Here is a 20,604-nt window from a genome sequence, read left to right as displayed (position 1 = left end):
GCGGGAAAGCGGCTGTCAGGCGCGGCGCGTCACTTCCAGAGCGCGCACTTGCTCTCGGCCTTGGTGGTCCACACTTGGTCGGCGGGGAGCTTGGCGACCACCTTGTAGTAGTCCCATGGCTCCTTGGATTCGGCGGGCGACTTCACCTGCATCAGGTACATGTCGTGCGCGAAGCGGCCGTCCGGGCGGATGCTGCCCTTGGCGTAGAAATCGTCGATGGGCGTGGACTTGAGCTTTTCCATCACCTTGTCGGCGTCCGTGCTCTTGGCGGCCTCCACCGCCTTGAGGTAGTTCATCGTGGCCGAGTAGTCGGCCGCCTGGATGTCCGTGGGCATGCGCTTGGTCTTGGCGAAGAACTTGCGGCCGAAGGCGCGCGTCTTGTCGTCGAGGTTCCAGTCCCAGCTGGTGGTGAGCAGCAGGCCTTCGGTGTTCTTCAGGCCCAGGCTGTGGATGTCCGTCAGGAACACCAGCAGGCCGGCCATCTTCATGCTCTTGTTGATGCCGAATTCGCGCGCGGCCTTGATGGCGTTGATGGTGTCGCCGCCCGCGTTCGCGAGGCCCAGGATCTGCGCCTTGGAGTTCTGCGCCTGCAGCAGGAACGAGGAGAAGTCCGAGGCATTCAGCGGGTGCTTCACGCTGCCCAGCACGCGGCCTCCCTTTTCCTTCACGACCTTGGCCGTGTCGGCCTCCAGCGCGGCGCCGAAGGCATAGTCGGCCGTCAGGAAGAACCAGTCCTTGCCGCCCTGCTGCACCACCGCGCCGCCGGTGCCCTTGGCGAGCGCCACGGTGTCGTAGGCGTACTGCACGGTGTAGGGGCTGCACTGCTCGTTGGTCAGCGCCGAGGTACCCGCGCCGTTCACCATGAAGACGCGCTTCTTCTCCTGCGCCACCTTGGCCATCGCCAGGGCCGTGCCCGAGTTGGTGCCGCCGAAGAGCATCGTCAGGCCCTGCGTGTCGATCCACTCGCGCGCCTTGCTGGCGGCGATGTCGGCCTTGTTCTGGTGGTCGGCCGAGACCAGTTCGATCGGCATGCCCAGCACCTTGCCGCCGAAATCGTCGATCGCCATCTGGATCGCCACCGCGCCGTTCTTGCCTTCCACGTCGGCGTACAGGCTCGACATGTCGGTGATGAAGCCGATCTTCACCTTGCCGTCCTGCGCCTGCACGGCCGAGGCGGCGCACAGGCCTGCGAGGCCGAGCGCCACGGCGAGGGTCTTGAAGGTCGCGGTGGTGCGAGGGTGTTTCGTCATGTCGTCGTCTCCTGAGGCTGGATGGTCGTTCGTTCGGGTCGATTTCGGCGTGGCGCGGGCGAGGCCGGCGGCTCACACGCCCAGCAATTCGTTGAGTACCGGCATGCGCTGCTCCAGCTCGTCGGCGCCGAACTGCAGGGCGATGCTGCCGTGCTCCATCACGTAGAAGCGGTCGGCGAGCGGCGCGGCGAAGCGGAAGTTCTGCTCCACCATCACCACCGTGTAGCCCTTCTGGCGCAGCGTGGTGATCATGCGCGCCAGGGCCTGCACGATGACGGGTGCGAGCCCCTCCGAGATTTCGTCGAGCAGCAGCAGCTGCGCGCCCGTGCGCAGGATGCGCGCCACGGCCAGCATCTGCTGCTCGCCGCCCGACAGCCGCGTGCCCTGGCTGTGGCGGCGCTCCGCGAGGTTGGGGAACATCGCGTAGATCTCGTCCAGCGGCATGCCGGAGCGGCCCGTCTTGAGCACGGGTGGCAGCAACAGGTTCTCCTCGCACGACAGGCTGGAGAAGATGCCGCGCTCCTCGGGGCAGTAGCCCACGCCCAGGTGCGCGATGCGGTGCGTGGGCATCTGGATGGTTTCCTGCCCGTTGATCTTCACAGAGCCCTTGCGGGCGCCGGTCAAACCCATCACCGCGCGCAGCGTGGAGGTGCGGCCTGCGCCGTTGCGGCCCAGCAGGGTCACCACCTCGCCGGGCTGCACCACCATGTCCACGCCGTGCAGCACGTGCGATTCGCCGTACCAGGCCTCCAGGCCGCGGATTTCGAGAGCGGGGGCGGCCATCAGTGGGCTCCCTGCAGCTGGCCGTCGGTCGTGCCCATGTACGCCTCCATGACCTGCGGATTGCGCGAGACCTCCTCGTACGGCCCCTCGGCCAGCACGGCCCCGCGCTGCAGCACCGTGATGCGGTCCGCGATGGTGGAGATGACTTTCATGTTGTGCTCGACCATGAGGATCGTGCGGCCCGCCGACACCTTCTTGATGAGCTGCGTGACGCGGTCCACGTCCTCGTGGCCCATGCCCTGCGTGGGCTCGTCGAGCAGCATCAGCTCGGGCTCCATCGCCAGGGTCGTGGCGATCTCCAGCGCGCGCTTGCGGCCGTAGGGCAGGTTGACGGTGACCTCGTCGGCCAGGTCGGCAAGGCCCACTTCCGCGAGCAGTTCGCGCGCCCGGCTGTCGAGGTGCGCCAGGCTGCGCTCGCTTTTCCAGAAATGGAACGAGGTGCCGAGCCGGCGCTGAAGGCCGAGCCGCACGTTCTCGGTGAGCGTCAGGTGCGGGAACACGGCCGAGATCTGGAACGAGCGGATCACCCCGCGCCGGGCGATCTGCGCAGGGGCCTCGCGGGTGATGTCCGCGCCGTTGAAGGTGATGGTGCCGGACGTGGGTTCGAGGAACTTGGTCAGCAGGTTGAAGCAGGTGGTCTTGCCCGCGCCGTTGGGGCCGATCAACGCATGGATGGAACCGCGGCGCACCGACAGGTTCACATCGCTCACCGCGGTGAAGCCCTTGAATTCCTTGGTGAGATGGCGGGTTTCGAGAATGACGTCGTCGCTCATGGGGCAGGAGCCGCTCCGTGGTGGGCCCCTCCGGCACGCCGCGCGAGGAACGGCGGCGCATGCCGGGGGGCAGGTTGCGGTGCATCGTATGCCGCCGTGCCGAAGGCCAGGAACTGGGACAAATGCCTATGTATAAACGCCTAAGCAAACACCCCCCGCCCTGCCCTCGGAGCCTTTTCACGCGATCGCGGCTTCGCCTGGAACCCTGTCCACCTCAAAGACCACCTTCACCCGTGGACGCCGTGGGGTATCGGTATGTTGCTATATTTCAGATAGCAAACATCCGACACGACAAAGGTGCTCTCCGTGCGGGCCGCCACCTTCTTACACTGGCGTCACCATGCCAGTCGCCTCCGCACCGCCCCGCCATTCCGCCACGCCCCCGGGAAATCCCTCGCGCCCGCCCACGCGCGCCCTGGCGGGCCTGGTCCCCTTCCTGCGGCCGTATGCAGGCCGCATCGCCCTGGCCCTCGTGTTCCTGGTGCTGGCTGCGGCTGCCACGCTGGCTTTTCCCGTGGCCCTGCGCTCGCTGATCGACGGCGGCCTGCTGCCCGGCGACCGCGGCGCGCAAGCCATGGCGCTGCGGGAGCACTTCGGGCTGCTGTTCGGCGTGGCTGTGGCGCTCGGCGTGTTCTCGGCGGCTCGCTTCTACCTGGTCAGCTGGCTCGGCGAGCGGGTCACCGCCGACCTGCGCAACGCCGTGTACGCGCACGTGCTGCGCCAGAGCCCGGCCTTCTTCGAAACCACGCAGACGGGCGAAGTCCTCTCGCGCCTGACCACCGACACCACGCTGGTGCAGACCGTGGTGGGCTCCTCCCTGTCCATGGGACTGCGCAACGCGGTGATGGGACTGGGCGCGCTGGGCATGCTGGTCTGGAGCCATCCGCGCCTGATGGCGGTCGTGCTGCTGGGCATCGTGCTCGTGGTCGCTCCCACAGCCTGGATCGGGCGCCGGGTCCGGCGGCTGTCGCGCGACAGCCAGGACCGGGTGGCGGACGCCAGCGCACTCGCAGGCGAAGTGCTGAACGCGATTCCCGTGGTGCAGAGCCATACGGCGGAGGCCCGTGAAAGCGCGCGTTTCCAGGCCGCCACCGCGCACGCCTTCGACGCCGCCGTGCGCCGCAGCCGGGCGCGCGCCGCCCTGGTGGCCTTCATCATCGTCGCCAACGCGGGGCTGCTGCTCTGGGGCCTGTACCGCGGCACGCAGGCCGTGCTGGCCGGCGACATGTCGGCCGGGCAGCTCGGAGAGACCGTGATCTACGTCATGCTGCTGGCCGGCGCGGTCGCGGTGCTGGGCGAGGTCTATGGTGACCTGCTGCGCGCGGCCGGCGCGACCGAGCGGCTGATGGAACTGCTGGCGGCCCGCCCTGCGATCGCCTCGCCCACGGCGCCCACCCCCCTGCCCGCGGGCAGCCAGGGCCTGCGCGTGGATTTCGAGCATGTCGGGTTCCACTATCCCTCTCGGCCCGCGCAGCCCGCGCTGCGGGATTTCGACCTGCACATCCAGCCCGGCGAGACCGTGGCGCTGGTGGGTGCAAGCGGCGCCGGCAAGACCACCGTCTTCCAGGTGCTGCAGCGCTTCTACGACGTGGATCCGGCACCGGAAGGCGGTCGCATCCTGCTGGACGGGAAGGACCTGCGCACGCTGGCACTGGACGACTTCCGGGCCCGCATCGCCGTCGTACCGCAGGATGCCGTGGTCTTCTCGGCCTCGGCCCGCGAGAACATCCGCTACGGCCGGCCCGATGCCAGCGACGCCGAGGTGGAGGCCGCCGCGCGCGCGGCGTTCGCGCACGATTTCATCGCCGCACTGCCCGAAGGCTACGGCACCTTCCTGGGAGAGCGCGGCGTGCGCCTGTCGGGCGGGCAGCGCCAGCGCATCGCCATCGCCCGCGCCCTGCTCAAGGACGCCCCGCTGCTGCTGCTCGACGAGGCCACCAGCGCGCTGGACGCCGAGAGCGAACGCATGGTGCAGGCCGCGCTGGATGCCGCGCTGCATTCGCAGGGCCGGCGCCGCACCACGCTGGTGATCGCCCACCGCCTGGCCACGGTCCAGAATGCGGACCGGATCGTCGTGATGGAACAGGGACGGGTGGTCGAGCAGGGGCGGCACGCCGAGCTGATGCTGCGCGGCGGCCCGTATGCCCGACTCGCGGCGCTGCAGTTCACGGCCTGACCGGGGGAGGCCGAGCCGGCGGGCGCCGCATGGGGCGGCCCTGCGGGCTATTGCAGGGTTTCCTTGGCGGAGGCCGGCAGGGGCAGCGGCAGCACCGCGATGCCCTCCTCCAGCAGCTGCACCGTCTCCTGCACGCTGGCCTGGCCGCGGATGGGCCGGTCCTCGGCGTCGCCCTCATGGATGCGGCGCGCCTCCTGGGCGAACCGGCTTCCCACGTCCTCGGTATGGGCCATCACATGGCGCGCCAGCCGCAGCCACGCAGCCTGCAGGGACTGGGGCGTGGGCCCCGCCCCTCCGGGAGCGGAGGGACCGGACGGCATCGCCTGGTCCGCCTTCCCGGCAGCGCCGGGCACCGCCACGGCCGCTCCGGCGGAAGACTTCAGGTTCAGCCGGGGGGCGCTGAGCACCTTGCGGATCTCCCGGCTGCCGCACAGCGGGCACTCCACCAGGCCACGGGCGAGCTGGTCCTGGAAATCCGCTTCGGATGCGAACCATCCCTCGAAGGCATGGTCGAATGCGCAATGCAGGTCAAGCACCTTCATGATGATGCAATGGGGTCCGTGGCGTAACGTTCACGTGCGCGGGCAAGGGCACAGGCGCCTGCGGCCCACGTCAGCCCCTGCGGCGCAGCAGGTAGCGATAGACGAAACCGGGAAAGGCCAGCGTCGCGAAGAGCGCGACCGTGACGGCATAGAACTCCCAGCCCTGCGGGGCGATCTGGCCAACGCGCTTTTCCAGCAGCAGGGCCAGCCCGCCCACCAGGAAATAACACAGCAGCCATTCCCCCAGCCGCGCCGCCAGGGGTTTGGCCGGCACTGCGCGGGGCCCCACCACCAGCCAGCGGTGGTTGCAGAAAGGCAGGTTGGCGGCCACGAGCGCCGCCACGATCACGAGCCAGATGGATGCGGAGGATGACACGGGGAGCGATCGCAACAGGTCCGGAAGGAAGCCGCCCCTCCACGCTCTGCACCGCCGCACCCGTATGGTGGCGGAGCGCGATGGAGCGGGAAATCGGAAATGGCGGCCGGCCTCCGCGAACGGTCGTTCAGGTGGCCAGGGCGCGCACCACCGCGTCTGCGCACAGTGCCATCAGGCCGCCCGGCACGAGGCCGAGAACCAGCACGAGGGCACCGTTCACGGTGAGCACCATGCGCACGTCGAGCGGCGCGGACACGCTGGTGGCCGTCAGCGGTGCGTCGAAGTACATCACCTTCACGACGCGCAGGTAGTAGAACGCGCCGATCAGCGACATCACGACGGCGAACACGGCCAGCGCGATGTACGGGGCCTGGCCGGAAGCCACCAGGGCCTGCAGCACGGCCAGCTTGGCGTAGAAGCCCACCATCGGGGGGATGCCGGCGAGCGAGAACAGGCAGATGGCCATCACGCCGGCGTAGAGCGGGCTGCGCTGGTTCAGGCCGGCCAGGTCCGAGATCTCTTCGCTCTCGAAGCCTTCGCGCGCCAGCAGCAGGATGATGCCGAAGCTCGCCAGCGTGGTCAGCACGTAGGTCAGGATGTAGAACATCGCCGAGCTGTAGGCGTTCTCGACCGCGTTCGCATCGACGTTGCCGTTGATGACGCCCGACAGCAGGCCCAGCAGCACGAAGCCCATCTGAGCGATGGTCGAGTACGCCAGCATGCGCTTCAGGTTGGTCTGCGCGATGGCCGCCAGGTTGCCCACGAGCAGCGAGCCGATCGCCAGCACGGCCAGCATCTGCTGCCAGTCGATGGCCAGCGGCAGCAGGCCGTCCACCAGCAGGCGGATCATGATCGCGAACGCCGCGAGCTTGGGCGCGCTGCCGATGATGACCGTCACTGCGGTCGGGGCACCCTGGTACACGTCCGGAATCCACATGTGGAAGGGCACGGCACCGATCTTGAACGCGAGGCCGGCCACGACGAACACGAGGCCGAACACCAGCACCTGGTGGCGGATCTGGCCCGAGTTCACGGCCTTGAAGACCTGGCCGATGTCGAGCGAACCGGTGGCGCCGTACAGCATCGAGAGGCCGTAGAGCAGGAAGCCGCTCGCCATCGCGCCGAGCACGAAGTACTTCATGGCGGCTTCGGTGGCCGTGGTGTGGTCCCGGCGCAGTGCCACCAGCGCGTAGCTGGACAGCGTGAGCAGTTCGAGGCCCAGGTAGATCACCAGGAAGTTGTTGCCCGACACCATGACGAACACGCCCAGCAGCATGAACATCGAGAGCGTGAACAGCTCGCCGCCGCGCAGCATGCCGCGGTCCGCCGCATAGGGGCGGCCATAGACCAGCGTCACCATCACGGCGATGGTCGCGAAGCACTTGAGCCAGTTGCCCATGGCGTCGCTGACCACCATGTTGCCGAAGCCGTAGAACGTGTTGCCGCTGCTCGCGTACATGCCCTGCAGCACGGCCACGACGGCCAGGGTGAGCATGGTGAGCACGTAGGTGCCGGTGCGACGGGGGCTCGTCACGCCCAGGTCCACCAGGGCGATCACGCAGGCCATCACCAGGAGCACGATCTCCGGGTACACCGCCAGCCAGCTGATGTTGTCAATCATCTCGGTCTCTCGTTGTCAGTCGGTTCAATGGAGCTTGGTCTGCGCCACGTGCTTCAGCAGTTCGGCCACCGACACGTCCATCACGTCGGTGAAGGGGCGCGGATACAGGCCCATGTAGAGCACGGCCACGGCCAGCACGCCCAGCACCAGGAATTCGCGGGCGCTGATGTCCAGCAGGCCGCGCACGTTGTCGTTGCCCACCGGGCCGAGATAGACGCGCTTGAACATCCACAGCGTGTAGGCAGCGCCGAAGATCAGCGCGGTGGCGGCCAGCAGACCGATCCAGAAGTTCGCCTTCACGGCGCCCAGGATCACCATCCACTCGCCCACGAAGCCGGCCGTGCCCGGCAAGCCGCAGTTGGCCATCGCGAACAGCAGCGCGAACGCCGCGAACTTGGGCATGGTGTTGACCACGCCGCCGTAGGCCGCGATCTCCCGCGAATGCACGCGGTCGTACAGCACGCCGATCGAGAGGAACATCGCGCCCGACACGAAGCCGTGGGCGATCATCTGCACCAGGCCGCCAGAGACGCCCAGGTCGTTGAAGATGAAGAAGCCCAGCGTCACGAAACCCATGTGGGCCACGGACGAATACGCCACCAGCTTCTTCATGTCCTTCTGCACCATGGCCACCAGGCCCACGTAGATCACCGCCACCAGCGACAGCGCGATCATCAGCCACGCCCAATGGCGTGCGGCATCAGGCGCGATGGGCATCGAGAAGCGCAGGAAGCCGTAGGCGCCCAGCTTCAGCATGATGGCCGCCAGCACGGCGGAGCCGCCCGTGGGGGCTTCCACGTGCACGTCCGGCAGCCAGGTGTGCACCGGCCACATCGGCACCTTCACGGCGAAGGCCGCGAAGAAGGCGAAGAACAGCAGCGTCTGGGCGCGGGCCGACAGCGGCAGCTGGTGCCAGGTGGCGATGTCGAAGCTGCCGCCGGACTGGTTGTACAGGTACACCAGCGCGATCAGCATGAGCAGCGAGCCGAGCAGCGTGTAGAGGAAGAACTTGAACGCCGCGTAGATCTTGTTCGGGCCGCCCCAGATGCCGATGATGAGGTACATCGGGATCAGCGTGGCTTCGAAGAACACGTAGAACAGCAGGCCGTCCATGGCGCTGAACACGCCGATCATGAGGCCCGAGAGGATCAGGAACGCGCCCATGTACTGGTTCACGCGCTCGGTGATCGACTCCCAGGAGGCGATCACCACGATCACCGTGATGAAGGCCGTCAGCGGCACGAACCAGAACGAGATGCCGTCCAGGCCCAGGTGGTAGTGCACGTTGAAGCGCTCGATCCAGAGGATCTTCTCGACGAACTGCGCCGCGGCGGTGCCGTTGTCGAAGTTGCCGTAGAGCGGCAGCGTCACGGCCAGGCCGATCAGCGAGCCGATCAGCGCGATCCAGCGGACGGCGCGCGCCTGATCGTCGCGCCCGAAGGCCAGCAGCAGGGCACCGAAGGCGATCGGCGTCCAGATGGCAAGACTCAACAAACCCATTTTTCTTGTTCCTCTACTTGTTGAGCCACACGAAGTACGTCATGAGCCCGAACACGCCCAGGATCATCACCAGCGCATAGTGGTAGATGTAGCCCGACTGCACCCAGCGCACGATGCCGGCGACCCAGCCGACGACCTTCCAGGAACCGTTCACCACGGCGCCGTCGATCACGGCCTGGTCGCCGCCCTTCCACAGGCCCGTGCCCAGTGCGCGGGCACCGCGGGCGATGATGTTCTCGTTGATCCAGTCGAGGTAGTACTTGTTCTCGAACAGGACGTAGATCGGCATGCAGGTGCGCTTGATCGCAGCCGGCAGGGCCGGGTTCACCATGTACATGTAGTAGGAGAGCGCGACACCGGCCAGGGCCAGCCAGAACGGCGCCGCCTGCAGGCCGTGCAGGGCCATCGCCACCGGGCCGTGGAACATCTCGGACAGCTCGGCCATCGCGGGGTGCCTGGCGGCGTCCACGAAGATCACGTCCTTGAAGAAGTCGCCGAACAGCATCGGCTGGATGGCCAGGAAGCCGATCACCACCGAGGGGATCGCCAGCAGCACCAGGGGCACCGTCACCACCCACGGCGACTCGTGCGGCTTGGCGTCGTGGCCATGGCCGTGACCATGGTCGTCGTGGGCATGGTGGTCGTCGTGGTGCGCGTCCGGATTCTGGTCGTAGCGCTCCTTGCCGTGGAAGACCAGGAAGTACATGCGGAACGAATAGAACGCGGTGACGAACACGCCGGCCAGCACGGCGAAGTGCGCGAAGCCCGCGGCGGGCAGCGTGCTGGCGTGCACGGCCTCGATGATGCTGTCCTTGGAATAGAAGCCCGAGAACAGCGGCATGCCGATCAGCGCCAGGGAGCCCAGCAGCGAGGTGATCCAGGTGATGGGCATGTACTTGCGCACGGCGCCCATCCAGCGGATGTCCTGGTTGTGGTGCATGCCCATGATCACCGAGCCCGCGCCGAGGAACAGCAGCGCCTTGAAGAACGCGTGCGTCATCAGGTGGAAAACGGCCACCGAGTAGGCGGAAGCGCCCAGCGCCACGGTCATGTAGCCCAGCTGCGACAGCGTGGAATAGGCCACCACGCGCTTGATGTCGTTCTGGATCATGCCCAGGAAGCCCATGAACAGGGCCGTGATGGCACCGATCACCAGGATGAAGTTGAGGGCCGTGTCCGACAGCTCGAACAGCGGCGACATGCGCGACACCATGAAGATGCCGGCGGTCACCATGGTGGCCGCGTGGATCAGCGCCGAGATCGGGGTCGGGCCTTCCATCGAGTCGGGCAGCCACACGTGCAGCGGGAACTGCGCGCTCTTGCCCATCGCGCCGATGAACAGGCAGATGCAGATCACGGTGATGAGCATCCAGTTCGTGCCCGGGAAGCCGATGGTGCCGAGCTCGCCCGACTTGGCGAAGATCTCGCCGTAGTTCAGCGTGCCGGTGTAGGCGGCGATCAGGCCGATGCCCAGGATGAAGCCGAAGTCGCCGACGCGGTTCACGAGGAACGCCTTCATGTTGGCGAAGATGGCCGTGGGCTTGTTGAACCAGAAGCCGATCAGCAGGTACGACACGAGGCCCACCGCTTCCCAGCCGAAGAACAGCTGCAGCAGGTTGTTGCTCATGACCAGCATGAGCATCGAGAACGTGAACAGCGAGATGTACGAGAAGAAGCGGTTGTAGCCGTCGTCCTCTTCCATGTAGCCGATGGTGTAGATGTGCACCATCAGCGACACGAAGGTCACCACGCACATCATCATGGCGGTGAGCGTGTCGATGAGGAAGCCGACTTCCATCTTGAGGCCGCCCACCACCATCCAGGTGTAGAGCGTCTCGTTGAAGCGGGCGCCGTCGAGCGCCACGCTCTTGAACGTCAGGGCCGAGAGCACGAACGCGACGAACACGCCGAGGATCGTGAGGGTGTGGCTCGCGCGGCGTCCGATGCGGTTGCCGCCGAAGGCCGTGCCGAGGATGCCGGCGAGCGCGGAGCCCGCCAGCGGCGCCAGCGGCACCGCGAGGAGCATCGAAGCTGAGAGGGTTTGACTCATTCTTGAAGACCTTGCAAGTACCGGCGGATCAGCCCTTGAGGGTGTTGAGATCTTCCGCGTCGATGCTGGACTTGTTGCGGAACAGCAGCACCAGGATCGCGAGGCCGATGGCGGATTCGGCCGCGGCCACCGTCAGGATGAAGAACACGAACACCTGCCCGTGCATGTCGCCCAGGTAGTGGGAGAACGCGACGAAGTTCATGTTCACGGCCAGGAGCATCAGCTCGATGGCCATGAGCAGCACGATGAGGTTCTTGCGGTTCAGGAAGATGCCGATCACCGACAGCGCGAACAGCATCGCGCCCAGCGACAGGAAATGGCCCAGGGTCAACGTCATGCCTTCTTCTCCTCGGCGGCTGCGGGCGCCGCCGCTTCTTCCGCGGGCTTCTGCGTCGCGGCGACCTTCACCAGCGCGACGCGGTCGGCGGCGCGCACGCGCACCTGCTCCGAAACCTTGGTCACCTTGGTGTCCTTGCGCTGGCGCAGGGTCAGGGCGATGGCGGCGATCATCGCCACCAGCAGGATCACCGCGGCGATTTCCACCGGGTACAGGTATTCGGTGTAGAGCAGCTTGCCCAGCGCCTTGGTGTTGGAGTACTGCACCACGTTGCCGGCCGCGTCCACCATGGCCGCCACGGCCTTGGGTTCGTCCATGCCGCGGAAGCCGCCCATCAGCACCGCGGCCATTTCGAGCGCGATCAGCGCGCCGATGAAGGCCGCGAGCGGGAAGTGCCGCCAGAAGCCCTGCCGCACGGTGTCGATGTGGATGTCCAGCATCATCACCACGAACAGGAACAGCACCATGACGGCGCCCAGGTACACCAGCACGAGCGCGATGGCCAGGAATTCGGCCTTCAGCAGCAGCCAGATGGCGGCGGCCTGCGAGAACGCGAGGATCAGGTGGAGCACCGCATGCACGGGGTTGCGCGCGGTGATGACCCGGAAGGCCGCATACAGCAGCACGACCGAGAACAGATAGAAGAAACCAGTCTTGGCGTCCATGAATCGGATCTTGTGAAAAGTGGTTCAGGAGCCGCTGGTCAGCGGTACTTGGCGTCGGCCGCCTTGGCGGCGGCGATTTCGGCCTCGTAGCGGTCGCCGACCGCCAGGAGCATGTCCTTGGTGAAGTACAGGTCGCCCCGCTTCTCGCCGTGGTATTCCAGGATCTGCGTCTCGACGATCGAATCGACCGGGCAGCTCTCTTCGCAGAAGCCGCAGAAGATGCACTTCGTGAGGTCGATGTCGTAGCGCGTCGTGCGACGCGAACCATCGGCACGCACGTCCGACTCGATCGTGATCGCGAGCGCCGGGCAGACCGCCTCGCAGAGCTTGCAGGCGATGCAGCGCTCCTCGCCGTTCTCGTAGCGGCGCAGCGCATGCAGCCCGCGGAAGCGCGGCGACAGCGGAGTCTTCTCTTCGGGGAACTGCACCGTCACCTTGCGGCGGAACGCGTAGCGGCCGGTCAGGGCCATGCCCTTGACCAGTTCCACGAGCATGAAGCTCTTGAAAAAGTCCTTGAAGGAAAAAGATGTCGTAGCAGCAGCAACAGCAGCCATGATGTCGTGTCCCGCTTATTTCCAGATGTTCCAGGGCGACAGCAGCCACGCGCCCACGATCAGCAGCCACACCAGGGTGACCGGAATGAAGATCTTCCAGCCCAGGCGCATGATCTGGTCATACCGGAAGCGCGGGAAGGTCGCGCGGATCCAGATGAACATGGACACCACGAGGAAGGTCTTGAGGCCCAGCCAGATCCAGCCCGGGATGAAGTCCAGGGCCGCCACCGGCGACAGCCAGCCGCCCAGGAACATGGTCACGCCCAGGATGGACACGAGCCACATGCTGGCGTATTCGGCCAGGAAGAAGATAGCGAAGCCCATGCCCGAGTATTCGACCATGTGGCCGGCCACGATTTCCGCCTCGCCTTCCACCACGTCGAACGGGTGGCGGTTGGTCTCGGCCACGCCGGAGATCAGGTAGACGATGAAGATCGGCAGCAGCGGCAGCCAGTTCCACGACAGGAACGACAGGCCGGCGTTCGCCATCGTGCCCTGCCCCTGGCTCAGCACGATCTGCGTGAGGTTCATGCTGCCCGAGACCATGATGACCACCAGGAAGCAGAAGCCCATGGCGATCTCGTAGCTCACCATCTGGGCCGATGCGCGCAGCGCACCCAGGAAGGCGTACTTCGAGTTCGAGGCCCAGCCGGCGATGATCACGCCGTACACCTCGATCGAGGTGATCGCCATGATCAGCAGCAGGCCGGCGTTCACGTTGGCCAGCGCCACGTCGGGGCCGAAGGGGATCGCCACCCAGGCCGCGAGCGCGGGCATGATGGCCATCACCGGGCCCAGCACGAACAGGCCCTTGCTGGCCGCCGCGGGCTGGATGATTTCCTTGGTGAGCAGCTTCAGGCCGTCGGCCAGCGGCTGCAGCAGGCCGAACGGGCCCACGCGGTTGGGGCCGTGGCGCACCTGCATGAAGCCCAGCAGCTTGCGCTCCCAGAGCGTGAGGTAGGCCACCGCGCCCATGAGCGGCGCCACGATGGCGACGATCTTGAGCAGGTTCCAGAGCACGGGCCACACGGCGCCCGTCCACCAGGACTGGGCGACGAGGTTCAGCCCGCCGTTGTAGAGCGCGTCGATCATGCTGCGGCTCCTTCCACGGCGGCGGGGGCGGCCGCGGCAGCCTGGCGACCGTCGGCCGTCAGATGCAGCGAGGGCGCACGGCGCACGAGGCTGTCGAGCTGGTAGATGGCAGCGACCACGGGCTCCGGCGTGCCGGCTGCGGCCGGCACGGCAGGTGCCGTGGACGTGGTGTTGGACAGGCGGGCGGCCGGCACGTGCGTCGGCAGTTCGGCACCGGTGGCGCCCACGGCGTGGGCCAGCACCTCCTGCGAGGTCTCGAAGCCGATGCCCTGCACGCCCAGCAGGTTGCCGAGCACGCGCAGCACCTTCCAGGCCGGACGCGCATCGCCCAGCGGCTTGACCACGGCGTGGAAGCCCTGCAGGCGGCCTTCGGCATTCACGAAGCTGCCGGAGGTTTCGGTGAACGGGGCGATGGGCAGCAGCACGTCGCTGAATTCCAGGTTGGTCTTGAACGGGCTCAGCGTCACGACCATCTCGGCCTGCGCGAGCGCCTCGGCGGCGCGCGCACCGGCAGCGGAGTCGTGCACCGGCTCGGTATTGAGGAGCAGCGCGGCCTTGAGGCCACCGGCCAGCATGCGGCCGGCATCGAGCCCGCCCTGGCGGGGCTGTGCGCCCACGAACTGCGCGCCAACGGTGTTGGCCGCTTCGGTCAGGTAGCCGACCACGGCGCCGGTCTGCGCGCCGATCCACTGGGCCAGCGCCAGCAGCGACGAGGCCTGGGCATGGTGCGCGGCGGCATTGCCGAGCAGCACGGCGCGGCCTTCGCCGGACGCGAGCGAACGCGCAACGGCCAGTGCCGCATCGGTCGCACGGCCGGAGGCCACGGGCGCGGCCACGCCACGCTCCTGGGCCACGGCGGCGGCGATGTCGGCCAGCGCGGCGGCCCACTCACCGGCGGGCGCCACGATGGATTGCGCCATCGGCATGGCCCAGTCGTAGGCCACGGCGTTCAGCGCGCTCACCGCGCAGCCCTTGCGGGCCGCCTGGCGGATGCGCTGCGCGAACAGCGGGTGTTCCTTGCGCAGGTTGGAGCCCACGACCAGCACGGACTGCAGCGTGGACAGCGCCGCGATCGGCATGCCCAGCCAGCGGACGCCTTCGGAAGCCGGGAATTCGGCATTGCGCAGGCGGTAGTCGATGTTGTCGCTGCCCAGGCCGCGCACCAGCAGCGTGGCGAGGTGCAGTTCTTCCAGCGTGCTGTGCGGGCTGACCAGCGCGCCGATGCTCTGGGCACCGTGCTCGGACTGGATGCCGCGCAGGCCGTTGGCCACGTATTCGAGGGCCGTCTGCCAGTCGACTTCCTTCCACTGGCCGCCCTGCTTGAGCATGGGCTTCGTGAGGCGGTCGGGGCCGTTCAGCGCTTCGTACGAGAAGCGGTCGCGGTCGGCGATCCAGCACTCGTTCACGTCCTCGTTCTCGAACGGGACGACGCGCATGACCTTGTGGTTCTTCACCTGGACGATCAGGTTGGCACCGGTGGAATCGTGCGGGCTGACCGACTTGCGGCGCGACAACTCCCAGGTGCGGGCGCTGTAGCGGAACGGCTTGCTCGTGAGCGCGCCCACGGGGCAGATGTCGATCATGTTGCCCGACAGCTCGGAATCCACGGTATCGCCCACCACGGTGGTGATCTCGGAATGCTCGCCGCGGTGGATCATGCCCAGCTCCATCACGCCGGCCACTTCCTGGCCGAAACGCACGCAGCGGGTGCAGTGGATGCAGCGGCTCATCTCCTCCATGGAGATCAGCGGGCCGACGTCCTTGTGGAAGACCACGCGCTTTTCTTCCTCGTAGCGCGAGGAGGAGCCGCCATAGCCCACGGCCAGGTCCTGCAGCTGGCACTCGCCGCCCTGGTCGCAGATGGGGCAGTCCAGCGGGTGGTTGATCAGCAGGAATTCCATGACCGACTGCTGGGCCTTGATGGCCTTGTCGCTCTTGGTGCGCACGATCATGCCCTGCGTCACGGGCGTGGCGCAGGCGGGCATCGGCTTGGGAGCCTTCTCCACGTCCACCAGGCACATGCGGCAGTTGGCGGCGATGGAGAGCTTCTTGTGATAGCAGAAATGAGGGATGTAGGTGCCCGCCTTCTCGGCCGCATGCATCACCATGCAGCCTTCGGCGACTTCCACCTTCTTCCCGTCGAGTTCGATTTCAACCATATGCGTTTCTCGCGATCAGGCGGAGGCCGGAGCCTGGGGGCTCGTCTTGTTGCGGATCAGCGCCTCGAATTCCGGACGGAAGTGCTTGATCATGGCGCGCACCGGCATGGCCGCCGCGTCGCCCAGGGCGCAGATGGTGCGCCCCTGGATGTTGTCCGCCACCGAATTGAGCAGGTCCAGGTCGCCTTCGCGGCCCTGGCCGTGCTGGATGCGGTCGATGACGCGCCACATCCAGCCCGTGCCCTCGCGGCAGGGCGTGCACTGGCCGCAGGACTCGTGCGAATAGAAGTACGACAGGCGCAGCAGGCTCTCGACCATGCTGCGCGAATCGTCCATGACGATCACGGCGCCCGAGCCCAGCATCGAGCCGGCCTTGGCGATGGAGTCGTAGTCCATCGTGCATTCCATGATGATGGACGCGGGCAGCACCGGGGCGGACGAGCCACCCGGGATCACGGCCTTGAGCTGGCGGCCCTTGCGCACGCCACCGGCGAGCTCCAGCAGCTTGGCGAACGGTGTGCCCAGCGGCACTTCGTAGTTGCCGGGCTTCTCCACGTCGCCGGACACCGAGAAGATCTTGGTGCCGCCGTTGTTCGGCTTGCCGCAGGCCAGGTAGGCCGCGCCGCCGTTGCGGATGATCCAGGGCACCGCCGCGAAGGTCTCGGTGTTGTTGATCGTGGTGGGCTTGCCGTACAGGCCGAAGCTGGCCGGGAACGGCGGCTTGAAGCGGGGCTGGCCCTTCTTGCCCTCCAGCGACTCGAGCAGCGCGGTTTCCTCGCCGCAGATGTAGGCGCCGAAGCCATGGGCGGCGTGCAACTGGAAGCTGAAGCTGCTGCCCAGGATGTTGTCGCCCAGGTAGCCCGCGGCGCGCGCCTCTTCCAGCGCCTCCTCGAAACGCTCGTAGGTCTGGAAGATCTCGCCGTGGATGTAGTTGTAGCCCACCGAGATGCCCATCGCGAAGGCCGCGATGATCATGCCCTCGATGACGATGTGCGGGTTGAACTGCAGGATGTCGCGGTCCTTGCAGGTGCCCGGCTCGCCTTCGTCGGAATTGCAGACGAGGTACTTCTGCCCCGGGAACGAGCGGGGCATGAAGCTCCACTTCAGGCCCGTCGGGAAGCCCGCGCCGCCGCGGCCGCGCAGGCCGGATTCCTTGACGGTGGCGATGACCTGGTCCTGCGTCATCGGCTCGCCGCCGTCGGTGCCGAGGATCTTGCGCAGGGCCTGGTAGCCGCCGCGCGCCTCGTAGTCCTTGATGCTCCAGTTCGTGCCGTCGAGGCCCGCGTAGATCTGCGGCTCGATGTGGCGGTCGTGGAAGCAGGTCTGGACGCCCGTGGCCTGGAACTGCGAGAGGATCTGTGCTGCGGTGGTCATGCCTGTCCCTCCGCCTGGCGCAGGCCGTCCACGAGCTGGTCGAGCTTCTCGTTGTCCATGAAGCTGCACATCGTGCGGTCGTTCACCAGCATCACGGGCGCATCGGCGCACGCGCCCAGGCATTCGCACTGCTGCAGCGTGAACAGGCCGTCGGGCGTGGTCTCGCCCATGGCGATGCCGAGCTTCTTCTCGAGGTGGTGCAGCGCCTTCTGGCCGTCGCGCAGCTGGCACGGCAGGTTGGTGCAGACGTTCAGCTTGTACTTGCCCAGCGGCTGCTGGTTGTACATGTTGTAGAAGGTCGTGACTTCATGCACGGCGATCTGGGGCATGCCCAGGACCTCGGCGATCACGGCCTCGCTCTCGGCGCTGACCCAGCCCTGCTCCTGCTGCACGATGGACAGGCAGGCCATCACGGCGGACTGCTTCTGCTCCGGCGGGTACTTCGCCACTTCGCGGGCGAAGCGCGCGCGCGTAGCCTCGGTCACCGGCGAGCCGGCGGCTTGGTTCGATTCGGTACTCATCGGTCAATCTCTCCGAACACGATATCCATCGTGCCAATGATGGCCACGGCATCGGCAATCATGTGCCCGCGCGCCATCTCGTCGAGGGTCGCGAGGTGGGCAAAGCCCGGCGCGCGGATCTTGAGCCGGTACGGCTTGTTGGCGCCGTCGCTCACGAGGTAGATGCCGAACTCGCCCTTCGGGTGCTCGACGGCGGCATAGGCTTCGCCCTCGGGCACGCGGAAGCCTTCGGTGAAGAGCTTGAAGTGGTGGATCAGCTCTTCCATGTTCGACTTCATCGACTCGCGCGACGGCGGTGCCACCTTGTGGTTGTCGGTGATGACGGGGCCGGGGTTGGCCTTGAGCCAGTCCACGCACTGCTTGATGATGCGGTTGGACTGGCGCATCTCCTGCACGCGCACGAGGTAGCGGTCGTAGCAGTCGCCCGTCTTGCCCACGGGAATGTCGAATTCCACGCGGTCGTAGGCGTCGTAGGGCTGCTTCTTGCGCAGGTCCCAGGCGATGCCCGAGCCGCGCAGCATCGGGCCCGTCATGCCGAGGTTCAGCGCGCGCTCCGGCGTCACGATGCCGATGTCCACGGTGCGCTGCTTCCAGATGCGGTTGTCCGTCAGCAGCGTCTCGTACTCGTCCACGCACTTGGGGAAGCGCTGCGTGAAGTCGTCGATGAAGTCCAGCAGCGAGCCGCGGCGGTTCTGGTTCATCACCTCGATCGCCTTGGCGTTGCGCACCTTGCTCGCCTGGTACTGCGGCATGCTGTCGGGCAGGTCGCGGTAGACGCCGCCCGGACGGAAGTAGGCCGCGTGCATGCGCGCGCCCGACACCGCCTCGTACATGTCGAACAGGTCCTCACGCTCGCGGAACGTGTAGATCAGGATCGTGGAGCTGCCGCAATCGTTTCCGTGCGATCCCAGCCACATCAGGTGGTTCAGCAGGCGCGTGATCTCGGAGAACATCACGCGGATGTACTGCGCGCGCAGCGGCACGTCGATGCCCAGCAGCTTCTCGATGGCCAGGCAGTAGGCGTGCTCGTTGCACATCATCGAGACGTAGTCCAGCCGGTCCATGTAGGGCAGCGACTGGATGAAGGTCTTGTGCTCGGCCAGCTTTTCGGTGGCGCGGTGCAGCAGGCCGATGTGGGGGTCGGCGCGCTGGACGACTTCGCCGTCGAGCTCGAGCACCAGGCGCAGCACGCCGTGCGCGGCCGGGTGCTGCGGACCAAAGTTCAGGGAGTAGTTCTTGATTTCAGCCATCGTGGATCGCCTGAATGCGCTAGCAGCGCCTCAGTGCAGGCCTCCATACTTTTCTTCGCGGATGATGCGGGGCGTGATCTCGCGCGGCTCGATCGTCACCGGCTCGTACACCACGCGGCGCGCCTCGGTGTCGTAGCGCATCTCGACGTGGCCCGACAGCGGGAAATCCTTGCGGAACGGATGGCCGATGAAGCCGTAGTCGGTCAGGATGCGGCGCAGGTCGTCATGGCCGTCGAACACGATGCCGTAGAGATCGAAGGCTTCGCGCTCGTACCAGTTGGCGGAGTTCCAGATGCTGGACACCGACGCCACCACGGGGAAGTCGTCGTCAGGGCAGAACACCTTCACGCGCACGCGCTGGTTGAGACTGACGGACAGCAGGTGCGACACCACGGCGTAACGCGCACCTTCCGTGCCCACGTCGCCATAGGTGGAGTAGTCGATGCCGCAGAGGTCCACGAGCTGCTCGAACCGGCAGCCGGGCGCATCGCGCAGCAGCTGCATCGCGGCCAGGTAGTCGGCGGCCGGGACGGTCACCGTGAGTTCGTCGAGCGCGATCACGATGTCGCGCGCCTTGTCGCCGAGCGCAGCGGCGACCGCGTCCCGCAGAGCCTCGGGTCGGATGGCAATGGCTGTCATGCTGGAGAACCCTTCAGACGCGGGCGATGGTATGGGTGCGGCGGATCTTCTGCTGGAGCTGGATGATCCCGTAGATGAGCGCCTCGGCGGTCGGGGGGCAGCCCGGCACGTACACGTCCACCGGCACGATGCGGTCGCAGCCGCGCACCACCGAGTAGCTGTAGTGGTAGTAGCCGCCACCGTTGGCGCAGGAACCCATGGAGATCACCCAGCGCGGCTCCGACATCTGGTCGTACACCTTGCGCAGGGCCGGGGCCATCTTGTTGCAGAGCGTGCCGGCCACGATCATCAGATCGGACTGCCGGGGGCTCGCGCGGAACACCTCGGCGCCGAAGCGGCCGATGTCGTAGCGCGCCGCGGCGGCATGCATCATCTCGACGGCGCAGCAGGCCAGACCGAAGGTCATGGGCCACAGCGATCCGGTCTTGGCCCAGTTCACCACGGAGTCATAGCTCGTGGTGATGAAGCCTTCCTTCATCACGCCTTCAATCATCGTGTCGTTCCTTGTGAAGCCCCGTCATTCCCAATCCAGGGCACCCTTTTTCCACTCGTAGGCGAAGCCCACGACCAGGATGGCCAGGAAGACGATGACGGCGACGAAACCGGTCACCCCGACCTCGTGCAGCGTGACCGCCCACGGGAAGAGGAATGCGATTTCCAGATCGAAAAGAATGAAGAGGATGGCGACGAGGTAGTAGCGCACGTCGAACTTCATGCGCGCATCTTCGAAAGCCTCGAAGCCACACTCGTAGGGGGAATTCTTGGCCGCGTCGGGCCGGTTGGGACCCAGCACGTAGCCCAGGACCAGGGGCACCACCCCCACTCCGATGCCGACCAGGATGAACAGAAGAACGGGGAGGTATTGATCGAGGTTCATCTGGAGGGGTACTCACCGCTGGGGCCGCACCCCCATTCCTGCGATGAGGAATGGCCGGGCGGGCT

At 66.8% G+C, this 20,604-nt stretch carries 20 protein-coding genes; 1 reads left to right on the top strand and 19 read right to left on the bottom strand.

The genetic code is table 11. From position 1 onward, the window contains the following. Positions 1-29: 29 nt before the first annotated feature. The 3 genes from ACAV_RS06370 to ACAV_RS06360 all read right to left on the bottom strand — a co-directional run bounded on the left by ACAV_RS06370 (position 30) and on the right by ACAV_RS06360 (position 2,806). Positions 30-1,250, bottom strand: coding sequence for an ABC transporter substrate-binding protein (locus ACAV_RS06370; RefSeq protein ID WP_013593750.1), 1,221 nt, complete (start codon positions 1,248-1,250; stop codon positions 30-32). A 72-nt stretch (positions 1,251-1,322) separates the two neighbouring features. Next, positions 1,323-2,033 carry an ABC transporter ATP-binding protein gene (locus tag ACAV_RS06365; RefSeq protein WP_013593749.1) on the bottom strand — a complete coding sequence of 237 codons (711 nt, stop codon included), beginning with the start codon at positions 2,031-2,033 and terminating at the stop codon, positions 1,323-1,325. Continuing rightward, entirely contained in the window at positions 2,033-2,806 is a 774-nt protein-coding gene (locus ACAV_RS06360; RefSeq protein ID WP_013593748.1) for an ABC transporter ATP-binding protein, read from the bottom strand. The genes ACAV_RS06365 and ACAV_RS06360 overlap by 1 nt, the downstream gene beginning before the upstream one ends. A 340-nt stretch (positions 2,807-3,146) precedes the next feature. Here ACAV_RS06360 and ACAV_RS06355 point away from each other — a divergent pair, with 340 nt between their 5' ends. After that, complete coding sequence (locus ACAV_RS06355; RefSeq protein ID WP_013593747.1) at positions 3,147-4,982, top strand: ABC transporter transmembrane domain-containing protein; 1,836 nt, start codon at positions 3,147-3,149, stop codon at positions 4,980-4,982. 47 nt (positions 4,983-5,029) lie between these two features. On the opposite strand, the gene ACAV_RS06350 is transcribed toward ACAV_RS06355, so the two are convergent. The 16 genes from ACAV_RS06350 to ACAV_RS06275 form a co-directional block, all read right to left on the bottom strand. Beyond that, on the bottom strand, positions 5,030-5,524 hold the full coding sequence (locus tag ACAV_RS06350; protein WP_013593746.1) for a DUF1178 family protein: 495 nt from the start codon (positions 5,522-5,524) through the stop codon (positions 5,030-5,032). Between the two features lie 70 nt (positions 5,525-5,594). Continuing rightward, the gene (locus ACAV_RS06345) at positions 5,595-5,900 is read right to left on the bottom strand and encodes a DUF2818 family protein (RefSeq protein WP_013593745.1); all 306 of its coding nucleotides are present in this window, start codon (positions 5,898-5,900) and stop codon (positions 5,595-5,597) included. A gap of 127 nt (positions 5,901-6,027) precedes the next feature. After that, complete coding sequence (gene nuoN, locus ACAV_RS06340; RefSeq protein ID WP_013593744.1) at positions 6,028-7,521, bottom strand: NADH-quinone oxidoreductase subunit NuoN; 1,494 nt, start codon at positions 7,519-7,521, stop codon at positions 6,028-6,030. A gap of 24 nt (positions 7,522-7,545) precedes the next feature. Next, positions 7,546-9,021 carry an NADH-quinone oxidoreductase subunit M gene (locus tag ACAV_RS06335; protein WP_013593743.1) on the bottom strand — a complete coding sequence of 492 codons (1,476 nt, stop codon included), beginning with the start codon at positions 9,019-9,021 and terminating at the stop codon, positions 7,546-7,548. Between the two features lie 13 nt (positions 9,022-9,034). Further along, positions 9,035-11,071, bottom strand: coding sequence for an NADH-quinone oxidoreductase subunit L (gene nuoL / locus ACAV_RS06330; protein ID WP_174270269.1), 2,037 nt, complete (start codon positions 11,069-11,071; stop codon positions 9,035-9,037). A gap of 28 nt (positions 11,072-11,099) precedes the next feature. Then, complete coding sequence (gene nuoK, locus ACAV_RS06325) at positions 11,100-11,408, bottom strand: NADH-quinone oxidoreductase subunit NuoK (RefSeq protein ID WP_011794416.1); 309 nt, start codon at positions 11,406-11,408, stop codon at positions 11,100-11,102. Beyond that, positions 11,405-12,073: an NADH-quinone oxidoreductase subunit J gene (locus tag ACAV_RS06320; RefSeq protein WP_013593741.1), complete on the bottom strand. Its 669-nt coding sequence runs from the start codon at positions 12,071-12,073 to the stop codon at positions 11,405-11,407. Before ACAV_RS06320 ends, nuoK begins: the two co-directional genes overlap by 4 nt. A 38-nt stretch (positions 12,074-12,111) precedes the next feature. Beyond that, the gene (gene nuoI / locus ACAV_RS06315) at positions 12,112-12,627 is read right to left on the bottom strand and encodes an NADH-quinone oxidoreductase subunit NuoI (RefSeq protein WP_011794414.1); all 516 of its coding nucleotides are present in this window, start codon (positions 12,625-12,627) and stop codon (positions 12,112-12,114) included. A gap of 15 nt (positions 12,628-12,642) precedes the next feature. Continuing rightward, a complete protein-coding gene (gene nuoH, locus ACAV_RS06310; protein ID WP_013593740.1) occupies positions 12,643-13,719 on the bottom strand; it encodes an NADH-quinone oxidoreductase subunit NuoH in 1,077 nt (358 codons plus the stop codon). Next, positions 13,716-15,878: an NADH-quinone oxidoreductase subunit NuoG gene (nuoG, locus tag ACAV_RS06305; protein WP_013593739.1), complete on the bottom strand. Its 2,163-nt coding sequence runs from the start codon at positions 15,876-15,878 to the stop codon at positions 13,716-13,718. Before nuoG ends, nuoH begins: the two co-directional genes overlap by 4 nt. Positions 15,879-15,893: 15 nt before the next feature. Then, on the bottom strand, positions 15,894-17,252 hold the full coding sequence (gene nuoF, locus ACAV_RS06300; protein WP_013593738.1) for an NADH-quinone oxidoreductase subunit NuoF: 1,359 nt from the start codon (positions 17,250-17,252) through the stop codon (positions 15,894-15,896). Beyond that, complete coding sequence (gene nuoE, locus ACAV_RS06295; RefSeq protein ID WP_013593737.1) at positions 17,249-17,773, bottom strand: NADH-quinone oxidoreductase subunit NuoE; 525 nt, start codon at positions 17,771-17,773, stop codon at positions 17,249-17,251. The genes nuoF and nuoE overlap by 4 nt, the downstream gene beginning before the upstream one ends. After that, positions 17,770-19,023, bottom strand: coding sequence for an NADH-quinone oxidoreductase subunit D (locus tag ACAV_RS06290; RefSeq protein WP_013593736.1), 1,254 nt, complete (start codon positions 19,021-19,023; stop codon positions 17,770-17,772). The genes nuoE and ACAV_RS06290 overlap by 4 nt, the downstream gene beginning before the upstream one ends. A 30-nt stretch (positions 19,024-19,053) precedes the next feature. Further along, complete coding sequence (locus ACAV_RS06285) at positions 19,054-19,662, bottom strand: NADH-quinone oxidoreductase subunit C (RefSeq protein WP_013593735.1); 609 nt, start codon at positions 19,660-19,662, stop codon at positions 19,054-19,056. A 13-nt stretch (positions 19,663-19,675) separates the two neighbouring features. Beyond that, a complete protein-coding gene (locus ACAV_RS06280) occupies positions 19,676-20,155 on the bottom strand; it encodes a NuoB/complex I 20 kDa subunit family protein (RefSeq protein WP_011794407.1) in 480 nt (159 codons plus the stop codon). 24 nt (positions 20,156-20,179) lie between these two features. After that, positions 20,180-20,539, bottom strand: coding sequence for an NADH-quinone oxidoreductase subunit A (locus ACAV_RS06275; protein ID WP_013593734.1), 360 nt, complete (start codon positions 20,537-20,539; stop codon positions 20,180-20,182). Positions 20,540-20,604: the final 65 nt, after the last annotated feature.

Source organism: Paracidovorax avenae ATCC 19860 (assembly GCF_000176855.2).
Lineage (GTDB): Bacteria > Pseudomonadota > Gammaproteobacteria > Burkholderiales > Burkholderiaceae_C > Paracidovorax > Paracidovorax avenae.
This window is presented reverse-complemented; position numbering and strand designations above follow the sequence as displayed.

Bases quoted from the DNA above. Each gene is read 5' to 3' on its own strand.
- ACAV_RS06335 (WP_013593743.1), bottom strand. From the start codon at position 9,021: ATGGGTTTGTTGAGTCTTGCCATCTGGACGCCGATCGCCTTCGGTGCC.
- nuoG (WP_013593739.1), bottom strand. From the start codon at position 15,878: ATGGTTGAAATCGAACTCGACGGGAAGAAGGTGGAAGTCGCCGAAGGC.
- nuoK (WP_011794416.1), bottom strand. From the start codon at position 11,408: ATGACGTTGACCCTGGGCCATTTCCTGTCGCTGGGCGCGATGCTGTTC.
- ACAV_RS06275 (WP_013593734.1), bottom strand. From the start codon at position 20,539: ATGAACCTCGATCAATACCTCCCCGTTCTTCTGTTCATCCTGGTCGGC.
- nuoL (WP_174270269.1), bottom strand. From the start codon at position 11,071: ATGAGTCAAACCCTCTCAGCTTCGATGCTCCTCGCGGTGCCGCTGGCG.
- nuoI (WP_011794414.1), bottom strand. From the start codon at position 12,627: ATGGCTGCTGTTGCTGCTGCTACGACATCTTTTTCCTTCAAGGACTTT.
- nuoN (WP_013593744.1), bottom strand. From the start codon at position 7,521: ATGATTGACAACATCAGCTGGCTGGCGGTGTACCCGGAGATCGTGCTC.
- ACAV_RS06360 (WP_013593748.1), bottom strand. From the start codon at position 2,806: ATGAGCGACGACGTCATTCTCGAAACCCGCCATCTCACCAAGGAATTC.
- ACAV_RS06280 (WP_011794407.1), bottom strand. From the start codon at position 20,155: ATGATTGAAGGCGTGATGAAGGAAGGCTTCATCACCACGAGCTATGAC.
- ACAV_RS06320 (WP_013593741.1), bottom strand. From the start codon at position 12,073: ATGGACGCCAAGACTGGTTTCTTCTATCTGTTCTCGGTCGTGCTGCTG.
- nuoH (WP_013593740.1), bottom strand. From the start codon at position 13,719: ATGATCGACGCGCTCTACAACGGCGGGCTGAACCTCGTCGCCCAGTCC.
- ACAV_RS06370 (WP_013593750.1), bottom strand. From the start codon at position 1,250: ATGACGAAACACCCTCGCACCACCGCGACCTTCAAGACCCTCGCCGTG.
- ACAV_RS06365 (WP_013593749.1), bottom strand. From the start codon at position 2,033: ATGGCCGCCCCCGCTCTCGAAATCCGCGGCCTGGAGGCCTGGTACGGC.
- nuoF (WP_013593738.1), bottom strand. From the start codon at position 17,252: ATGACCACCGCAGCACAGATCCTCTCGCAGTTCCAGGCCACGGGCGTC.
- ACAV_RS06355 (WP_013593747.1), top strand. From the start codon at position 3,147: ATGCCAGTCGCCTCCGCACCGCCCCGCCATTCCGCCACGCCCCCGGGA.
- ACAV_RS06290 (WP_013593736.1), bottom strand. From the start codon at position 19,023: ATGGCTGAAATCAAGAACTACTCCCTGAACTTTGGTCCGCAGCACCCG.
- nuoE (WP_013593737.1), bottom strand. From the start codon at position 17,773: ATGAGTACCGAATCGAACCAAGCCGCCGGCTCGCCGGTGACCGAGGCT.
- ACAV_RS06350 (WP_013593746.1), bottom strand. From the start codon at position 5,524: ATGAAGGTGCTTGACCTGCATTGCGCATTCGACCATGCCTTCGAGGGA.
- ACAV_RS06285 (WP_013593735.1), bottom strand. From the start codon at position 19,662: ATGACAGCCATTGCCATCCGACCCGAGGCTCTGCGGGACGCGGTCGCC.